16 protein-coding genes and 1 pseudogene are annotated in these 18115 nt (G+C 57.8%); 6 read left to right on the forward strand and 11 right to left on the reverse strand.

All coding sequences use genetic code 11. The features are described from left to right. A complete protein-coding gene (locus tag ACESMB_RS12120) occupies positions 1 to 966 on the reverse strand; it encodes an NAD(P)H-dependent flavin oxidoreductase (RefSeq protein WP_372971652.1) in 966 nt (321 codons plus the stop codon). Between the two features lie 108 nt (positions 967 to 1074). Here ACESMB_RS12120 and ACESMB_RS12125 point away from each other — a divergent pair, with 108 nt between their 5' ends. From ACESMB_RS12125 to ACESMB_RS12135, 3 genes are all read left to right on the forward strand, one after another. Further along, positions 1075 to 1797: a DsbA family protein gene (locus tag ACESMB_RS12125; RefSeq protein WP_372971653.1), complete on the forward strand. Its 723-nt coding sequence runs from the start codon at positions 1075 to 1077 to the stop codon at positions 1795 to 1797. 123 nt (positions 1798 to 1920) lie between these two features. Further along, complete coding sequence (locus ACESMB_RS12130) at positions 1921 to 2931, forward strand: rhodanese-related sulfurtransferase (RefSeq protein ID WP_372926559.1); 1011 nt, start codon at positions 1921 to 1923, stop codon at positions 2929 to 2931. A gap of 21 nt (positions 2932 to 2952) precedes the next feature. Beyond that, the gene (locus tag ACESMB_RS12135; RefSeq protein WP_372926558.1) at positions 2953 to 3684 is read left to right on the forward strand and encodes a YdiY family protein; all 732 of its coding nucleotides are present in this window, start codon (positions 2953 to 2955) and stop codon (positions 3682 to 3684) included. Positions 3685 to 3693: 9 nt separating this feature from the next. On the opposite strand, the gene ACESMB_RS12140 is transcribed toward ACESMB_RS12135, so the two are convergent. The 3 genes from ACESMB_RS12140 to ACESMB_RS12150 form a co-directional block, all read right to left on the reverse strand. Beyond that, complete coding sequence (locus ACESMB_RS12140) at positions 3694 to 4641, reverse strand: YbgA family protein (protein WP_372926557.1); 948 nt, start codon at positions 4639 to 4641, stop codon at positions 3694 to 3696. Between the two features lie 104 nt (positions 4642 to 4745). After that, positions 4746 to 6962, reverse strand: a complete 2217-nt coding sequence (locus tag ACESMB_RS12145) for a glycosyltransferase (protein WP_372971654.1) — start codon at positions 6960 to 6962, stop codon at positions 4746 to 4748. Next, positions 6959 to 8017: a YbhN family protein gene (locus ACESMB_RS12150; protein ID WP_372971655.1), complete on the reverse strand. Its 1059-nt coding sequence runs from the start codon at positions 8015 to 8017 to the stop codon at positions 6959 to 6961. Before ACESMB_RS12150 ends, ACESMB_RS12145 begins: the two co-directional genes overlap by 4 nt. 276 nt (positions 8018 to 8293) lie before the next feature. Here ACESMB_RS12150 and ACESMB_RS12155 point away from each other — a divergent pair, with 276 nt between their 5' ends. Then, a complete protein-coding gene (locus ACESMB_RS12155; protein WP_372926554.1) occupies positions 8294 to 9469 on the forward strand; it encodes an alkane 1-monooxygenase in 1176 nt (391 codons plus the stop codon). A gap of 37 nt (positions 9470 to 9506) precedes the next feature. Continuing rightward, positions 9507 to 10064: a lactoylglutathione lyase gene (gene gloA / locus ACESMB_RS12160; protein ID WP_372926553.1), complete on the forward strand. Its 558-nt coding sequence runs from the start codon at positions 9507 to 9509 to the stop codon at positions 10062 to 10064. 6 nt (positions 10065 to 10070) lie between these two features. Here gloA and ACESMB_RS12165 read toward each other — a convergent pair. The 7 genes and pseudogenes from ACESMB_RS12165 to atzF form a co-directional block, all read right to left on the reverse strand. Beyond that, positions 10071 to 10990, reverse strand: a pseudogene (locus tag ACESMB_RS12165) (DMT family transporter). Further along, positions 10987 to 11646, reverse strand: a complete 660-nt coding sequence (locus ACESMB_RS12170) for a lactate utilization protein C (protein ID WP_372926551.1) — start codon at positions 11644 to 11646, stop codon at positions 10987 to 10989. Before ACESMB_RS12170 ends, ACESMB_RS12165 begins: the two are co-directional and overlap by 4 nt. Next, positions 11643 to 13082 (reverse strand): LutB/LldF family L-lactate oxidation iron-sulfur protein, encoded by a 1440-nt coding sequence (locus ACESMB_RS12175; protein ID WP_372926550.1) that lies wholly within the window; start codon positions 13080 to 13082, stop codon positions 11643 to 11645. Before ACESMB_RS12175 ends, ACESMB_RS12170 begins: the two co-directional genes overlap by 4 nt. Continuing rightward, positions 13079 to 13858, reverse strand: coding sequence for a (Fe-S)-binding protein (locus ACESMB_RS12180; RefSeq protein WP_372926549.1), 780 nt, complete (start codon positions 13856 to 13858; stop codon positions 13079 to 13081). Before ACESMB_RS12180 ends, ACESMB_RS12175 begins: the two co-directional genes overlap by 4 nt. Positions 13859 to 13989: 131 nt before the next feature. Continuing rightward, positions 13990 to 14259, reverse strand: a complete 270-nt coding sequence (locus tag ACESMB_RS12185) for a ComEA family DNA-binding protein (RefSeq protein ID WP_372926548.1) — start codon at positions 14257 to 14259, stop codon at positions 13990 to 13992. Positions 14260 to 14681: 422 nt separating this feature from the next. Next, complete coding sequence (locus ACESMB_RS12190; RefSeq protein ID WP_372971656.1) at positions 14682 to 15419, reverse strand: GntR family transcriptional regulator; 738 nt, start codon at positions 15417 to 15419, stop codon at positions 14682 to 14684. A 210-nt stretch (positions 15420 to 15629) separates the two neighbouring features. Then, positions 15630 to 17471, reverse strand: a complete 1842-nt coding sequence (gene atzF, locus ACESMB_RS12195) for an allophanate hydrolase (protein WP_372926546.1) — start codon at positions 17469 to 17471, stop codon at positions 15630 to 15632. A 345-nt stretch (positions 17472 to 17816) separates the two neighbouring features. On the opposite strand from atzF, the gene ACESMB_RS12200 reads away from it, so the two are divergent. Next, positions 17817 to 18115 (forward strand): transporter substrate-binding protein (locus ACESMB_RS12200; RefSeq protein ID WP_372971657.1); only part of this gene is annotated, 299 nt, incomplete at its 3' end.

Genomic DNA, 18115 nt, shown 5'->3' on the forward strand with positions numbered 1-18115 from the left:
CTAACCACAAACCCGCGAACGCGCCTCGCGATACTCCTTGCCGATCCGCTCCACCAAGTCACCGACCGCAACAACATCGGTAATCTGACTCACCCCCTGACCTGCGGACCACACGGTTTTCCAGGCCTTGGCTTCGTCGTCCACGGGTTTGAGTTTTTCGCCGTAATTAAGTTCGCCCGCCTGGTTGAGTTTGTCCATTGGGTAGCCTGCCGCTTCCAGGCTCTGGCGCATGAAGTTGGCGGGAATGCCCGATACCGCCGGGGTATGGATGATGTCGCCGGATACTGCTTCAATAATCATATTCTGGTAGGCCGCTTCCGCAAGGGATTCGGTGGTGTTGATAAAGCGTGTGCCCATGTAGCAGAGGTCGGCACCCATGGCCTGGGCCGCCAGAATGTCTTCGCCTTTCGATAGCCCGCCGGCGAGCAGGATAATGCCATTGAACACTTCGCGAAGCTCATGCACCAGCACGAAGGGGTTAATGGTGCCGGCATGGCCGCCGGCGCCGGCGGAAACCGCAATAATGCCATCCACGCCGGCTTCCGCTGCCTTGCGGGCGTGCCTCTGGTTGGTTACATCGTGGAAAACCAGGCCGCCGTAACTGTGCACGGCTTCTGTGACGCGGGTTGCGGCGCCGAGAGAAGTAATCACAATGGGTACCTGGTGCTTCACGCACAGTTCCAGGTCAGCTTCCCAGCGGGGATTGGTACGGTGGACGATAAGGTTAACGGCGTAAGGCGCGGTTTTGTGGTCAGGATGACTCTGACGGAACTCTTCCAGCCCTTCGTTCATCTGAATCACCCAATTCTCGAAATCTTCGCTGGAGCGCTGGTTCAACGCCGGGAAGCTGCCAACAATGCCCTGCTTGCAGCAGGCAAGCGCCATCTCCGGGCCGGAGATCAGGAACATGGGCGCTGCCACCAGCGGCAGGTCCAGCGAGTTCTTCAGTGATTCAGGTAACGCCATGAGAATTCCTTAATTTTTGTTGGAACTTTTGTACGATATAAAGGATCTTAGCGTGCTTACTACCGCCTGAAAATGACCAGAAACGAATAAATAACAAGGAGCTCCACCATGGGCGAAGCAAAAAGAAGAAAGGAAACCGGTGCGCCACCACCCCGCAAGCCGAAAGATCGCAAGCCGCTATACGCCGGCCTTGGCGTTATTGTTCTGGTTCTCGTTGCGGTTGCTGTCTTTTTTCTGGCTGCAAGCCCGGATCCGTCATCGGATGAACTTCCCGTTGCAGCGCCCAATGCCGATCCCTTTCCTGCCCAACTGGATCGTTACGGGATTTCGGTAGGTGACAGCGACGCGCCCGTGGTTGTGCGGGAATTTGCAGATTACGAGTGCCCGGCCTGCGCGCGCTTCGCGGACGCGAGCGAGCGGTTGAAGGAGGAATACGTCGAATCTGGCAAAGTGCGTTTTGTCTACTTCGACCTGCCATTGCAGCAACACGACAATGCCGTGCCAGCAGCCCACGCCGCCAGATGTGCAGGTGACCAGGGTGCCTACTGGGAAATGCATGACGAACTGTTCGATATGCAGACCGAATGGAGCGGTTCCGGTAACCCCGCGGACACCTTCAGCCGTTACGCCAATGACCTGGGGCTTGATGAACGCCGTTTCCGCCGTTGTATGGATACCGACCTGCACATTGATGATATCGAGGAGAGTCGTCGCGTCGCCATGCAGCTGCGTGTCACCAGCACGCCGACTGTACTGGTAGACAACGTGCGCCTGACCCGCCCGGGCTGGGGGCAGCTATCTGCAGTTGTCGAGCGTGAACTGAATGACTGAGCTCATGTAACTCCCCGTAATACTCTACTGGGTCGTGATTCGTTAGAATGACGGCCTCGCGCCTTTGGCGATCATTAACCATGCTCCGGATTTACGGTCCGGCCCGCAGGAGAAATCAGACTCATGAGCCAGGATGTTGTTGTCTGCGCGCTTTACAAGTTCGCGGTTCTGAACGATTACAAAGCCCTTCGCCAGCCGCTGCTGGATCTGATGCTTGAGAAGGACGTGCACGGCACCCTGCTGCTCGCACGTGAAGGCATCAACGGCACCATTGCCGGCAGCCGGGCCGGTGTGGATGCCATCCGCCACTGGCTGGATGCCGATGAGCGATTTGAGGGTATTGATTACAAGGAATCCTTCGTGGATATCCAGCCCTTCAAACGTACCAAGGTGAAGCTGAAAAAAGAAATTGTCACCATGGGTGTGGAGGGTATTGATCCCAAACGAATTGTGGGCACCTATGTAGACCCGAAAGAATGGAATGATCTGATCTCCGACCCCGGCGTAATGGTAGTGGATACCCGTAACCAGTACGAAGTGGAAATTGGAACCTTCAGGAACGCCAGGAACCCGGCCACGGATACCTTCCGGGAATTCCCGGAGTACGTAAAGGAAAACCTGGATTCTTCCAAGCACAAAAAGGTGGCCATGTTCTGCACCGGGGGCATCCGTTGCGAGAAATCCACGGCGTTTCTGAAAGAGCAGGGCTTCGATGAGGTTTATCACCTGAAAGGGGGCATCCTCCGGTACCTGGAAGAAGTGCCGGAGTCGCAGAGCCTCTGGCAGGGCGAGTGCTTTGTGTTTGATGACCGGGTAACGGTGAACCACAAACTGGAGCGGGGCGAGTACGATCAGTGCCATGCCTGTCGCCGGCCGATTACCGAGGAAGACAAGCAGCGCCCTGAATACGAGCGGGGAGTGAGTTGTCATCAGTGCATCGATTCACTGACGGAAGAGCAGAAAGCCCGTTTTGCCGAGCGTGAGCGACAGATGCGATTGGCGGAACAGCGTGGCGAAGCCCACGTAGGGGGCGAAGCGGCACGCGTTATTGCCGAACGCAAGGCCCGGAAAAAGGCGGAGCGTGAACAGCAGGCCCGAAACAGCGCCATGGGTGAGCGCCGTGCAAAATCCTGACAGTTGACACGAGGAGATTTCATGCAGTTCAGAACAACCGTTGCGATTGTCTCGCTGGCTGTGTCACCGACGGTGCTTGCAGAAGGATTCGATAACTGGGAGGGGGAAGGCGAACTTGGCGTCCTGGTCACCTCTGGTAATTCCGAGGAAACCGACATCAACAGCCGTCTCGGGCTGATTCATGAAGTGGCTGACTGGCGCAATACGGGCGAATTCCGCTCGTCGTTTTCAGAATCGGAGGACACCACCACCACCGAGAAATACAAGGCGGAGCTGCAAACCGATTATAAATTCGAGGGCAGCCAGTATGTGTTTCTTCGTGGCTCCTATGAGGATGACCGTTTTTCCGGATATGACTTTCAGTCGTCCCTGACTGCTGGTTACGGTAACCGGCTCTGGCAGCGCGGCGAGCGTTCGTTCCTTGATCTGTCCGCCGGTGGTGGTTACCGCTTCAACAAACTTGAGGAGCCGGACAACGACGGCGACCGCGACGAAAAAGAAGCGATTGCCCGGCTGGCGGGTCAGTTTGACTATGCTTTGTCCGACAGTGCCCTGTTTCGGCAGAAGCTGAGCACTGAGGTCGGGCTCGACGAGAATAATACCGTGACAGAATCTGAAACTTCCTTGCAGGCCACAGTGGTTGGCAACCTTTCAATGAAGGCGGCTTACCGGGTGCAGCATGTTTCAGACGAGCCGGAAGGCTCTGAAGCCACTGATACGCAGGTCTCGCTGTCGCTGCTGTACGGATTCTGAAGCCAGGTGCTAGACCCGGTTCCTGAGCCCCAGCTCGTCAGGGTAGGGGGTCAGGTATTTCTGGGTGTGAAGGTAGTCCACCGGCTCCCGCCGCTGGGCCATCCGAAGAAGGGTCATGGGTACTACCAGTGGCACCTCGCCCCGGTGGTACGCCTCCACCTGTTCCATCAATACCTTCCTGTCTTCATCCGCCATCGAATCCCGCAGATAACCCATCAGATGCTGCATCGCATTCACATGTGAGCCCCGGCTTACCCGCAGGGTCATGGCTTCCATGAATGAAGTAATATACCGGTCGGCAATGTCCCGCAGTGGCTCTGATTTCAGGTCCCCGAGCATGGGCCCCAACTGGCGGTAGATCTTTTCGGAATGGGCCAGCAGCTGGAACTTGTGCCGCGTGTGGAATTCGATCAGGGCACGGGCACTAAGGTTGTCGCCTGCCACGTTCTGCATCCAGTCATCGTAGGCAAACACCCGCTCAATGAAATTTTCCCGCAGCATGTCATCGTTCAGGCGGCCTTCCTCTTCCACCGGCATCAGCGGGTAATGCCGCATCAGGGCCTCGGCAAACAGGCCCCGGCCGTCGCGGCGGGCCACGTTCCCGTTCTCGTTGTGCACCTTGATGCGTTCCATGCCGCAGCTGGGTGATTTCGCCATCAGGATATAGCCGCGCAGGTTCGCCAGCGTTGGCATTACTTCATCGATAAACCCCTGCATTGCATCGGTATGGTCTGCTGTGCCTTTGGTTTCGATCAGCCTCAGGCCGTCCTGGTATTCCCGCAGATGGATGGCAGGCCTTGGCACACCCAGCCCCGCTTCCAGTTCCGGGCAGATGGAACAGAAATCGAAATGGCGTGAGAGCACCTGGGTGCAGAAGCGGGAATGTTTGTGCCCGCCGTCGTGGCGGACTTCCTTGCCCAGCAAACAGGTGCTGATACCAACGGGAATGCCTGTCACAGTCTGTCTCCGGTTTTAAAAAGTACCTTACAAGTACGTTTTCACAGTTTAAACCGATCATCTCCGACATTGAAAGTGGGGTGTTGAAAGTGGTGCGAAGAGGCTTACCGGGAGGCGTACTGTGCCAGGGTAAGGGCATAGATTTCCCGCACATCCCGGGCAAACTGCTCCACCGAATAGTCCGCAGCAAATTCCAGGGCGTGGTCGGCAAGCTCCTTGCGCAGGGTGTCGTCTTCCAGCAGCTGTTGCACACGTTCACACCACTGGCCCTGCTTCTCCGGCGTTTTGAAACCGTTAAAACCGTGGCGTACTACATCGTCAATGCCGCTGGAGCGCACGGCAACCACCGGCAGCCCTGCCGCCATGGCTTCAAGAATAACCATGCCCTGGGTTTCGGACTTTGAGGCAAAGAGGAAAACATCACCCAGGTGATACCAGGTGGCCATCTGGTCCGGCGGGATGGAGCCCACCAGTGTGAAATGCTTCTGCAGACCGAGTTCATCGATACGTTGCTGCAGCCTCTGATGCTGGTGGCCCTCTCCGATCATCAGAAAGCGGAACGGGCGGTCGCTGCGCCTGCGTAGCTCGTCAATGGCGTCGATCATGAAGTCGATGTTCTTTTCGTTGGATAGCCGCGACACGCTGACAAACACGATTTCATCGCTGATGCTCAGGTTCTCCCGCAGCTTACGGACATCATCGTCATCCACTTCCTGAAAACGCTGGTACTCGATGCCGGTTGGCTGCACGAAGGTGGCGCTCTTGACGCCAATCATCCGCAGGTACTCTTCCGTAGAGTAGGTGGGCACGATGACGCCATCGCACTTGTTGGCAAACCGCCGGATCAGTTCGTGGGAGATCAGGTTACGGAACAGATTGCCCGGCAGGGGCACGAAATGCGCGTAGTGCTCCAGGCGAGTGTGATAGGTGTAAACCGTTGGCACCTTCAGGCGCCTGGCGATAAATATCCCCAGGGAGCCGAGCCAGAACGGATGATGCACATGGATGATGTCCGGTTTGAAGGCCGTCAGCCTTTTGCGGATACGCGCCAGGAAGATATTGGCCAGCCGGAACTCCCGGTTCTCACCCATGGCCAGCAACGATGGAACCCGGACCACGTTGGACTCATGAACCGGTTGGTCGCGGTAACGAGGGCACACAATCAGCGCGGCGTCGCCCAGGGTTTCCAGGCCTTTCCTCAGGCGTTCGATAGAGATCGGTACCCCGCCAATGAAGGGCAGGTAGTTATTGGTGAACATGGCAATACGAAGATGCCGGGAGAGCCAGGGCTGCGGGTCCAGGTCGTAATTGGGGTAGTAGTCCTTTGCCACGAAAATCGCGGCGTAGAGCCTGGTACCGATCAGCACGAAGACGCTGACCAGCAGTATGAAATTCACGTAGCCCACATAGAACAGCGAGTAGATGAAGAACCACAGGGATTCCAGTGTGCTCAGTACCGGATGTTGCCTGGCTTCAAGGCGCTCCAGCGCGTGGCTGATCTCATCGTCCTCACTCACATCCACCCGCACATAGTGGTAGAAGCTGGTATCGTTGTTCAGCACCAGGCCTCCGGCACCACCGGTGGTTATGAAGCGAGTGTCCCCCTGGACCTGGTCGGCATAAAGGGAAAGATTGGCAGAAAACACCATGTCGATCCGATGCCGGGCGATGGCTTCCATCAGTGCATCCCGGAATTCCGGCGGCTGAAGGAAATCGTCCTCCTCCTCGAAGGGTGCTTCCTGTTCCGGTTCCATCAGAGGGTGACCGATAAACAGAAATCGCGGCCGGTTTTCCTCCTGGCTTAACAGATCATTAAGCCAGCGGACCTGCCACTGCCAGGGTGTCTTTCCGGTGCTGTCGAGGAAAATAAACTGGGCGCCGCCGACCTTGATACTGAAGAAATGAGGGCCGAAGTGGTCGTAGAACCGGTAACTGCCGAAGTTCTCGTATTCGTTTTCGCCGAAGGTGAGCAGGTAGGGGATTTCCAGGTGTGAAAGCGTGCCCTGGATCGCCCGGTATTTGTCTTCGCCACCTCCGCTGACTGCATTGCCGGCCGACACCATGAAATCCAGGTCGGCCTGGTTTAGCGCCGGAATGATGCGCTCTTCAAAGACACCAACCGAGTTGTTGATGTTGCCCACAACCGCAAAGCTGAAACCACCGGGGTCGGAAAGGTTCTCATGGATCCGGTCGACCTGCTCTGTGTGCAGGGCTTCATAATCCGGCTCGAAATAATTCAGGTAGCCCTTGTACCCCACCAGCAGCATGACAATGGCGAGGTTGATGTAGAAAAGGATCTTTAATGGATGACGTCGTGTCATTGGGCTTCCTTTCGGTTCCTCACCAGTTCCCGCTGCAGAATCACCAGGCCCGCCAGCATGCCCAGGTAAATGGTGATGAATCGCCAGCTGATGGTCACCAGCACCAGATGGTTGGCCGTCAGTATGTCGCGGAAAAAACTGCCGAATACACCTTCCGAAATACCGGATGCACCGGGTGTGGGTGAAAAATACATCACAAAGGTAGTCACCACCAGCAGACCCGTGCTCACCAGGTAGTCTACCTCATAGTCCAGCGCTGAAATCAGCAGCGCCGGAAAGCTGAACAGGCTGAGCAGGAAGACAAAGGTGAACAGTACCGAAAGCGCAACGAACTGTTTTGGCCCCTTAAGGTAATCGCCAAAGCTGCGCGAGAAGCGCAGCATCTCCCGTTTGGCCTTGAACTGCCAGCGGCGATGGCGGCGCTCACCCAGCAGATGGAAGCGGTGCAGCAAACTCAGCAGCCTCGCAAGCGGTGTGATCAGCCAGTGGGTGCGGAACAGCACCACCATGAAAAAGCCGAGGTAGAGGAGGATCAGCACGGCCAGCACCGGCCCCATTTCACCAACCAGAGGCTGTCCATCCAGGGCGTCAAGGGTGAGCAGGAAAACCGGGGTGAGCGAGAAAATAAAGATTACTGCGATCACCGTGCGGATAGTGGTTGCCGCAGTGGCGCGGCCCAACGGCACGCCGTGATGCTGCAGATACCAGATCTGGGCAAAGCCGCCACCGGTGGCCATGGGCGTAACGTTGGAGAAGAAGAGGTTAATGAAAACCAACCTGAAAACCACCGTGAAGGGTAAACGGTGCCCCAGTGCCCGCAGGGTAAAGTGCAGCCGCAGCCCGTCCGCGACGAAGTAAACAACCAGCAGGGTCACAACGGAGGCAATGGCTTGTGGGGACAGCAGGTGCTGGTCGAACGTGACGCTGCGCCCCGCGAACTGGTCGTATACCGCATAGAGCCCGGCAGCCGTCATGGCAATGAAAATCAGGCTGAAAACCGTCAGCCTGCGCCAGGACGCACGTTGTTGATAATCCTGGTCCGGGATATTGGTCATGGACTGCCCGCCGTCAGGCTCACGAGGTCGGCGCTCTGCTCGACAAGGGTGTTAGGAACCTGAAAACCCATAGGGGCTCTCTGAACCGGTGAAATGCACAGCAAGTTTATCACAGCCATTTAATCAAGGATTGTCATGAAGTTACCGCCGGCCAGGCCAGATAGTAATCAAAATTCACCCAATCCAGGTTGACGACTGTCAGATTGTAGGACAATAATGCAGTCAACAAGAGGCGATCAACAGAATCCAGTGCAACAGCCAATGAGGTAAGACCCCGTGAGTACCAAACGCTTAACCCTGGGTACCGAATCCGCGCGCCGGAAAGTGCTGCTGACGCTCAAGAAATACAGCTACCTGATTGCCATGCTGCCCCTGGCACTACCGCCGTTGTTGTTGTCGGCCGGGCAGGCCACTGGATGGGTAAACCTGTTCGCCTGGGGCGTTCCCGTGGTGGTGTTTGGCATCATTCCCATCCTTGACCTGCTGCTGGGCAAAGACGCTCTCAACCCGGATGAGGAGATGGATGCGCCCCGCATGAACTCCGAAGTGTTCTACAAGTTCATCACCCTGGGTTGGGTCGCTGCCTTCGCGGTGCTGCTGGTATGGAGCATGTTCGTGCTGGCTTCCGGCATCTTTAATGTGGCCGGTGGCATTGGCTGGATCTTCTCCGTCGGCATCGTGGGAGGCCTGGGCATCAACGTTGCCCACGAACTCATCCATAAAGACGGCAAGCTCGAAACCTGTGCCGGCGGCTTTTTGTTGTCACTGGTGTGCTACGCTGGCTTCAAGGTGGAACATCTGCGTGGCCATCACGTGCACGTATCCACTCCCGAGGATGCATCCTCCTCGCGCTACAACCAGTCCCTCTATAACTTCCTGCCCCAGGCCTATGCCCGTAACTTCATGAACGCCTGGAAACTGGAGGCCAAACGTCTGGAGAAAAAAGGCCACAAAGCCTTCAACTGGCGCAACGAACTGATCTGGTGGTACAGCCTTTCCGCCCTGGCACTGGCTGCTTTCACCGTCGCCTTCGGCTGGCTGGGCGTGGCGTTCTTCCTGGGCCAGAGCTTCATCGCCCTGAACCTGCTGGAAATCGTCAACTACCTCGAACACTACGGCCTGCACCGCCGCAAACTCGAAAACGGCCGCTACGAACGCACCGGCCCGGAACACAGCTGGAACAGCAACTACTTCCTCACCAACGTATTCCTGTTCCACCTCCAGCGCCACAGCGACCACCACGCCTGGGCCAAACGCCGCTACCAGGTCCTTCGCCACCACGAGATAGCCCCCCAACTCCCGGCCGGCTACGCCGCCATGGTCGTCCTGGCAATGATCCCGCCACTGTGGAGAAAGGTGATGAATCCGAGGGTAGAGGCCTACTACGAGGGCGAAGAACACCAACTGGCCAGCCCGACCCTTGAAATATCCCCGACACGCACGCAAGTATAAGGGTTGAATCCTGAACGCGTAAAAAAGGGAGCCCCCCATGCCCAAGAACTTCGAACAAGCCCCAGGCCTGCACGAAGCGCCAGTCCCGGAAACCGAAGGCTACGTCTTCAACCAGACCATGATGCGCATCAAAGACCCCGAACGCTCCATGGACTTCTACACCCGGATAATGGGCATGCGCCTCGTCAGAAAACTCGATTTCCCGGAAATGCAGTTTACGCTCTACTTTCTGGCCTACCTGGACGACCGCCAGGCCAACATGGTGCCCAATGACGACGCCCATCGCACCACCTTCATTTTTGGCCGCGAAGCCATGCTGGAACTGACCCACAACTGGGGAACCGAAAACGACGAGGACTTCAGCTACCACAATGGCAACGACGAACCCCAGGGGTTCGGCCATATCGGTGTTGCCGTGCCGGATGTCTACAGCGCCTGTGCCCGTTTCGAGAATCTTGGCGTGGAGTTCGTCAAGAAGCCGGACGACGGCAAAATGAAAGGGCTGGCCTTTATCAAGGACCCGGACGGCTACTGGATCGAAATCCTGCAGCCCAATATGCTTGAAAAGCAGCGCCGGGACGAAGAGGAAGCTTAAGCAGGATCAGGCGGTGCCGGGCCGGCGTCCGGCACTGCTTCTGGATGCCACGATCACTGCCGCGGTCAGAATCAGCGCACCGGTGATTCCGACTACCCCCAGCTCTTCACCCAGGAAAACCCAGGCCAGCAGCGCCACGAATAGTGGCTCCAGCGTGACGATTATACTGGATAACGTCGCTGGCGTTGTTTTCATGCCGGTGAAGAAGCTGAGATACCCCAGGCAGGTCGGCACAATGCCGATGTAAGCCACCATCAGCCACTGCCCGAAGCCAAGGCTGTTCAACCCTTCGAAACCACCGCTTACAGCCACTACCGGTAGCAGGATTAGCGCTGCCGTAAAGAAACAGATAAAGGCCGTGGTGAACACCGGAGTGCCCGTGGACGTGTGGCGGCTGGTCAGAGTGAAGCCGGCGTACACAAAAGCTGCCAGAACCGCCATCAGGATGCCGCCCAGGCGAAGTGTGCCGGCGCTGTCCATATCGCTGACCACCAGCATGGCGGTGCCGGCAATGGCTGCCACAAGGGCCAGTATGGTGACCAGCCCGGGTTTTTCACCCAGCAGCGGTGCCGCCAGTATGGCAACCAGCACCGGCGCCAGGCACAGGGCGATCAGCGTGGCGATACCGGCCCCGGTCATATCCACTGCCAGCAGATAACTACCCTGGTATACGGCCTGGAAGCAGCCCAGAGCAACCAGCGGCAACAGTGTCTTGCCGGTCAGTTTTGGCAGGGGTGTTGATTTGCGTGCGAAGGTGCGCTGTTCCCTGCGCATCAGCACAAAAAAAACGGCAGGGCCACCACCAGGCGCAGTAAGGCAAGAGTGACAGCCTGCAGTTCGGTGCCGGTAAACAGAAATTTTGCGACGACGCCGGTGGTCGCCCAGAGCAGAGCGGCCAGGGCGATCAGTAATGCGCCTTGAATCATTCAATAACCAATACGATCAGTTCCTTGGGACCATGAACACCGTAGGCAAGGGTTTGCTCGATGTCAGCGGTTTTCGATGGTCCGGAGATTAACAGCGCATTGGTTGGCATGCCAGTACCCCAGTTCTGGGATTGCATGGCCTGGTGAAAGGTGGTGTAAAGCTCGCTGGCTTTCAGCACCGCAATATGGATAGGCGGCACCAGGCTCATCAGCCGTGGTTCGTCTACCGATGGCCAAAGGATCAGCGAGCCTGTTTCCGCAATACCACCACGGGTGGACGTAATGCCGGCGTCCACGTCGCTGAACAGCGCGTTCTGCCAGCTTTCCACCGGCTCATCGTAGACCAGCAGTTGCGGCAGGTCCTCGCGGTTTTTGGTGGCGCTTTGCAGTGCCTTGCCGATCTCGTGTTGCTTTGCAATCAGCAGGGTCTGTGCGCTCCGGGTCTGCAGGATTTCCGCCAGGCGATCGATCCAGCCGTCTTCGGTGGTGCGATGCACTTCGCCATGGACGGACTCAATGGTCTGTTCGAACATGTCGAGCTTTTCAGCCGTACTCCATTCGGGGCGGTTGAGCACCGAGAAGTCGCATTCCGGAGCGGTCAGTTCGCCGCCTGTGCGGTGGCGCAAGCGCTGGAGAATTGTATCGCGGGAACTCACTGGCTGCGCTCCTTCATCCGTTCGTGAAGTGTTTTGGCGGCCAGTTTCGGCGCCGTGCGGTACTGCGTCCAGCCACCGATCTTACCCGGCTGCAGCTTGCGGAAGCGGGCGCCCAGGTTGGTGCCCATGCGATAGAGCCCTGGGCGGGCGTGCATCCAGCTCCAGCCTTTCCAGATCATGGCTTCCATACTGCTGCGTTTGGCGCCGTGGCCGCGAACCTTGGCAGGGTGCAGTTTGTCACCGTCAACGGCTTCCTGGCGCAGGCGCACCAGCAGGTCCGGTATGGGAATCTTCACCGGGCACACTTCGCCACAGGCACCGCACAGGCTCGAGGCGGTGGGCAGGTGCCGCCCTTCGTCCAGGCCCACCATATGGGGCATCAGTATCTTGCCAATGGGCCCCGGGTAGGTGGTGCCGTAGGCATGACCGCCAACACGGGTATAAACCGGGCAGTGGTTCATGCAAGCGCCGCAGCGGATACAGCGCAGGGTGTCCAGCAGTTCATCATCCTGGTAGATGGTGGAACGGCCGTTATCCACCAGCACTACGTGGACTTCTTCCGGGCCGTCCAGTTCACCGAGCTGGCGGGGCCCGGAAATCATGTTGAAATAGGTGGTGATGTGCTGGCCGGTGGCTGATCGGGTCAGCAGTGCCAGCAAGGCGGTGACGTCTTCCAGGTTGGGCACGACCTTCTCGATGCCGGTTACCGCAATGTGGCAGGGCGGCACCGTGGTGGTCATGCGCCCGTTGCCCTCGTTCTCCACCAGGCACAGGGTGCCGGTTTCAGCGACCGCAAAGTTCACGCCGGACACACCCACATCCGCATTCATGAATTTCTCACGCAACTGCAGGCGGGCATTGGCCGTCAGGTACTCCACATCGTGGGACAGGTCGGTGCCGGTCTTGTCATGCAGTAGCTGGGAAATCTCTTCGGTGTTCTTGTGAATCGCCGGCATGATGATATGAGACGGCGTTTCCTCGGCCAGTTGCACGATGTACTCGCCCAGGTCCGACTCCAGTGCTTCTATGCCCTGCTCTTCCAGGTAATGGTTCAGCTCCATTTCCTCGGAGACCATGGACTTGCCCTTGATCACGCTCTTGGCTTTGCGGGCCACGCAGATGTCCCGCACGATCTCGCAGGCTTCGTCGCCATCGTTGGCCCAGTGCACGGTAATGCCGTTTTCGGTCAACTTCTGTTCCAGCTGCTCCAGCAGATCCGGCAGGTTGGCAAGCGCCCGCAGGCGGATATTGGCACCCAGGTCCCGCAGGGTTTCCAGGTCCCAGCCCTCGAAGGAAGACTTGCGCTTGGTCATCAGCCCGTCCATCGCCTTGCGGAAATTCTGACGAATCTGCGGGTTGTGGAGCGCCGCCCGGGCACGCGGGTGGAATTCCTTTACATCAATGTGATGGGGGGACTGTTCAGCTGTTTCGCTCATGAGCGCTTGCTCCCATCGCCGTGAGTGCGTTCCCAGAGAAAACTCAGAATGTGCTGGCCGGTCACCGGCTTATGGTTTTTCTCTGCGTATCCGTCAATGTTCATCAGGCAACCACAATCCGTGGTAACGAATTCCTTGGCTCCGGTATTGACCAGGGTGTCCACTTTTTCACTGACCATGGCGCCGGAAATCTCCGGATGGCGTACCGCGAAGGTACCACCGAAGCCGCAACATTCCTCCGCCCGCACCTGTTCCACCAGGTTTACGTTCTTCAGCTGCCCCAGCAGTTTCGGGCCAACTTCCGCCACGCCCATTTCACGGCGTGCCGAGCAGGAGGTATGCATGGCCACGGTAGTGGGCTCGCCAAGGTCGTCCAGTTTGATATGGCACACGTTCACCAGGAAATCCGTCAGTTCCCAGATCCGCCCGGCAATTTCCGCCGCTTTCACGTCATCGGCGGTATCCTTGAACAGCGCCGGGTAGTGCTTTCGCATCATCCCGCCACAGGAACCGGAAGGAACCACAATGGGCCAGTCTTCCGGGAACAGCCCGAGCTGGGCCTTTGCAACCGCACGGGCTTCGTCATGGTAGCCGGAAGTATAGGCAGGCTGGCCGCAACAGGTCTGGTCTTCGGGGTAGATGACCTCAATGCCTTCCCGTTCCAGCAACTGGATGCCAGCCATGCCCGCGTCCGGGTAGAACATATCCACCAGACAGGTGCCGTAAAAATACACTTTGGAAGGTTTGGCCGGATAAACCTTGATGGGATCAACCATAGCGATGCCACTCGAAGAAATCGTTGACTGTAACAGTCAATCATAGGGTGGCGAAGAAGCTGTTGCCAGACGACTTTATGGGAAGTTTTCAGGAAAGGTGGGCAGCGGCGCCAGACCGCTGCCCGGCAGGCTTATTCAACAGACAGGCGCTTGGCGTTCTTTTCAACCGTGCGCTCACCAATGCCCTTGACATTGGTCAGGTCATTGCTGGACTGGAAAGGGCCATTGGCATCGCGATAGGCCACAATGGCTTCGGCCTTACTCTGCCCGATACCGTTGAGGTCGGCCAGGGTTTCGATGTCGGCGGTATTGATATTGATGGTTGCAGGTTCAGCTTGGGCGAAACCGGTGAACAGGCTGAACAGCAGGACCATCATGGCCATCAGAGGGGTGCGTTTCATGTTTAAAAGCTCCTGAGATTTAATTTACGTGTCTGATTATTCGTCAGGACGTAAAAGCGGCGGAGCTGGTGTAGCAAGAAGTAGGAACCGATAGGGGAGGGAAAGTGCACGGACCGGAACACATTCCATGTGATTCCGAGCCCGTGGCTGACCCCATGCCTGGTCCCTCAGGCTGCGCAATGTCCTTCGCGCATCATCCCTGTTTTTCGTCCCTGTAAGCCCTGATTTCCTGGGCAACTCCTGATCCCTGGAGTGATCTTCCCTGAGCCAGCTTTCCGTGCCGGCTTCTCATCCTTGACGCTGATCATTCTACGTGGGATCCGTTGTCAGCAAATCGGACAATCGCTCTGTGGTTTGTGCGATATCTCTTACAGATTTGTAATCAATGCAGCTTTGATAGTAGTGAATATAAGTTCAGGTTTTTACGATTTTTTTTCCGGCGCCATGGAAAGGTCGGTAGTGTTTCCGGAGAACGATTGATGGGCTTCCGCGGCCTCGCGAATTTTCTCCATGGTAATCTCCCGTACGGCCTTCTGGCTGATGCGGATGTGGCGCGTTAACCGGTCCGCTGCCTCCACAGCATGACCGGCCCGGATAGCCTCCAGTACTTCGGCGTGTTCCCGGTAGGTGGCGTCTATCCGGTCGTCGCGAGTAAAGTCCAGCCGCCGGATAATCCGCAGTCGGTCGGTAATTTCCCGGTGAATCCGCGTCATCTCCCGGTTGCCCGCGGCGGCCACAAGATCGCAATGGAAGCTTTCATCCAGCGCCCGCACGGTACTGCCAACGGCGCGTTCGGAGGGGTGGTCGGGGTTCCAGATGGCGGTGAGGGTTTTTACGGTCTGGGGTATTTCGGATTGCTGGCAGATCTTGTGCATCGCGGCCCGTTCTAGGGTGATGCGCAGGTCGTAGAGTTCCTCGACCTGCTGGAAATCAAACGGCTTCACCTGCCAGCCACTGCGGAACAGCACTTCGACAAACCCTTCCCGCTGCAGCCGATACAGCGCCTCCCGCACGGGCGTCCGGCTGGCATTCAGGCGTGTTCCCACATCGCCCTCGCTGAATTTGTCGCCGGGGATCAGCCGATACTCAAAGATGTCGTCCTTCAGGGCCTCGTAAACCCTGTCTGCCATGGACTCTTTTCTTTTGGTGTTTGTTGCCATTTTCCCTGTTTCCCCCAGCGGCGATACTCCAAATTAAGAGGCCAGTGCGGCACAACTCTCAAGCTAAACTTTGATGCTTAACAGAGGCTCCCCGGTAGTCACAGCCTTGCCAGGCTCAACTTGCATGGCACTGATCTCTCCGGTTTTACCAGACACTTCCAGATGTTTCCGGCGATCTCTGCACTCACCATTTCACCGAATTTCGCCAGGTCAGACCCCGGGCCCGGCTCCAGAGCCGGACCCTAAAAACCCGCGCCAACCACCAAACTCAGTCACATCCCGAGCCCCCTCGAATCCATAGCCCTCACAAATAAACCCATTCACCCAACGGCCATCGGCGAGCTCGACACTGCCGATGCCCAGCGGCGCGGGGATCAGGTCCACGAAGGAGCCGAACGCCGAGGCGGGCATCTCCCAGACTTCCACGATGATTTGCTCACCTTCGCCCGGTGCTACCCGCTTCAGCCCGGGTTTGGGTGGGGTGGTGTTGGGCAGGGCGTAGAGCCGGTAATTGGCGGAGGTGGTGGTCTGCTCCAGCAGTACGGAATAGCGCTCGGTAAGCTGGGTATTCAGAGGCATGCCACTGAGATGGGCGCCTACCACGGCCACCTGCACGGTGGGCGTGGAAATCGCCGCCCCGGGCGTTTCTTCCGGCCGTGGCTTGTCGGTGGCGCCCAGGGGAGTTGGGTGGGCATTCAGCCACTGGCAGGCCAGATGCTGCAGTTCGGTGTCTTTCCAGGCGCCGCTAATCAGCGTTAGGCCGAATGGCAGGCCGTCGTCGCGGAAGCCGGCGGGTATGGCCAGGGCGCTGAAATCCGCCAGGTTGACGAAATTGGTGTAGGTGCCCAGTTGGCTGTTGAGGGTGACCGGGTCTTTGTTGACCGCTTCAATGGTCGGCGCCGTGGGGGCGGTGGGCACCAGCAGGGCGTCTATATCGGCCAGCAGTTCGTCAATCTGGCGCAGCAGTTCTTCCTTGCGGTACTGGGCCCCGAAGGTATCCGTGGCTGTGAACTTTGTGGCCTTGCCGATGATGCCTTTCACCACCGGGTTCATATCGCTGCCATGGTTTGCCATGAAGGATTCCACCGCGGCGTGGCGCTCTGCCACCCAGGGGCCTTCATAGAGCAGAGCGGCCAGTTCCAGCATGGGGCTGAAATCCAGTGGAACCAGCTCAACGTTCTGCTGGCGCCACAGACTGACGGCGGTATTCCAGGCTGCTTCCGCCTGCTGGTCGCCAAACCATTGTGGGTGCTCCGGAATGGCGAGGCGATTGATCGGGCCTGGGCGGCGAATGGCCGGGCCATCCAGAGGCAGGGCGTAGGGCGCCTTGCGGGAGAAGGCATCTTCTGCATCAAAACCGTCCATGGCATCCGCCACCTTGCCGGCGTCGTTCACCGTCAGTGCAAAAATCGAAACGCAATCCAGGGAACGGCAGGCCGGTACCACACCGTGGATGCTGAACAGCCCCCTGGTGGGTTTCAAACCCACCAGGTTGTTCAGCCCTGCAGGCACCCGGCCGGAGCCGGCGGTGTCCGTACCCAGCGCAAAAGGCACCAGGCCGCGGGCGGTAACCGACGCGGAGCCGGAGCTGGAGCCGCCGCTGATCACTTCCGGCTTGAAGGCATTGGATACCGCCCCGTAGGGCGAGCGGGTGCCCACCAGCCCGGTGGCAAACTGGTCGAGATTGGTCTTGCCGATCAACACGGCGCCCGCGGCCTTCAGCCGGGCAATCACCGTGGCGTCCTCGTCCGGCGTATAGGCATAGGCCGGGCAGCCCGCTGTGGTCTCGAACCCGACGGCGTCTATATTGTCCTTGGCCGCGAAAGGAACCCCATAAAGCGGAAGACGGCTGATATCACCGCCCACCTTATTGAGTGTGCCCGCCAGATCGAACAACGCTGCCTGTAACTGCGTGCTTCCTGATAGTGCAATCCAGGCGTTGTCGGTTTTATCCAGGCTGGCGACCAGTTCACCCAGCAGGTCTTCAGGCTTGGTACCCGATTGGTAGGCCTTTCGCCAGTCCTCAATGGTCCATCCGGTTGTAGCGGGCATGGTGCATCCTCACGTGCGTTATCAACTTGTATACATGAGCAACGGCAATGGCCGTGCCATCCGAAAAGAATTTAAAAATAACTATTATAAACAGACAGATATAAACGTATGGTGAGAAAAGAGACATTTTCAGGGTGCACCATTGATGGGCGCATGCACCAGAAAAAGGCCCCTGATCCCTGGATTTGATGGCTCGGGAACGCAGTAAGAAGGACAGCTGACAGCTTGTATACTAGATAACTCGCTGTTTTGGATGGGGATTGGTGAAAGCTGGAACAGCAGATGCAGAGGGCATGGAGCGTTTCAAGACGAACTGCATACCCCAACTAGAAAAGGACGCGCACCATGAGCATCAAAAAACACGTGAAACTGGGCCTCTCTGCGCTCGCACTTTCCATCTCTTTTAATTCCGTGGCGGCGGAAGACCCTATCAAGGTAGGCATCCTGCACTCGCTCTCCGGCACCATGGCTATCAGTGAAACCGTGCTGAAAGACACCGTTGAAATGCTGATTGAACAGCAGAACGCCAAAGGTGGCGTGCTGGGACGTGAACTGGAAGCCGTGGTTGTGGACCCGGCCTCTGACTGGCCGCTGTTTGCTGAAAAGGCCCGCGAACTGCTGGCCCAGGAAGAAGTGGACGTGAT

Source organism: Marinobacter sp. (genome assembly GCF_041686475.1).
Lineage (GTDB): Bacteria > Pseudomonadota > Gammaproteobacteria > Pseudomonadales > Oleiphilaceae > Marinobacter.

What these genes read in the sequence shown, in the direction of transcription:
- ACESMB_RS12120 (WP_372971652.1), bottom strand. Translation starts at nt 966, where the DNA reads ATGGCGTTACCTGAATCACTGAAGAACTCGCTGGACCTGCCGCTGGTG.
- ACESMB_RS12125 (WP_372971653.1), top strand. Translation starts at nt 1,075, where the DNA reads ATGGGCGAAGCAAAAAGAAGAAAGGAAACCGGTGCGCCACCACCCCGC.
- ACESMB_RS12130 (WP_372926559.1), top strand. Translation starts at nt 1,921, where the DNA reads ATGAGCCAGGATGTTGTTGTCTGCGCGCTTTACAAGTTCGCGGTTCTG.
- ACESMB_RS12135 (WP_372926558.1), top strand. Translation starts at nt 2,953, where the DNA reads ATGCAGTTCAGAACAACCGTTGCGATTGTCTCGCTGGCTGTGTCACCG.
- ACESMB_RS12145 (WP_372971654.1), bottom strand. Translation starts at nt 6,962, where the DNA reads ATGACACGACGTCATCCATTAAAGATCCTTTTCTACATCAACCTCGCC.
- ACESMB_RS12150 (WP_372971655.1), bottom strand. Translation starts at nt 8,017, where the DNA reads ATGACCAATATCCCGGACCAGGATTATCAACAACGTGCGTCCTGGCGC.
- gloA (WP_372926553.1), top strand. Translation starts at nt 9,507, where the DNA reads ATGCCCAAGAACTTCGAACAAGCCCCAGGCCTGCACGAAGCGCCAGTC.
- ACESMB_RS12175 (WP_372926550.1), bottom strand. Translation starts at nt 13,082, where the DNA reads ATGAGCGAAACAGCTGAACAGTCCCCCCATCACATTGATGTAAAGGAA.
- ACESMB_RS12180 (WP_372926549.1), bottom strand. Translation starts at nt 13,858, where the DNA reads ATGGTTGATCCCATCAAGGTTTATCCGGCCAAACCTTCCAAAGTGTAT.
- ACESMB_RS12185 (WP_372926548.1), bottom strand. Translation starts at nt 14,259, where the DNA reads ATGAAACGCACCCCTCTGATGGCCATGATGGTCCTGCTGTTCAGCCTG.
- ACESMB_RS12190 (WP_372971656.1), bottom strand. Translation starts at nt 15,419, where the DNA reads ATGGCAACAAACACCAAAAGAAAAGAGTCCATGGCAGACAGGGTTTAC.
- atzF (WP_372926546.1), bottom strand. Translation starts at nt 17,471, where the DNA reads ATGCCCGCTACAACCGGATGGACCATTGAGGACTGGCGAAAGGCCTAC.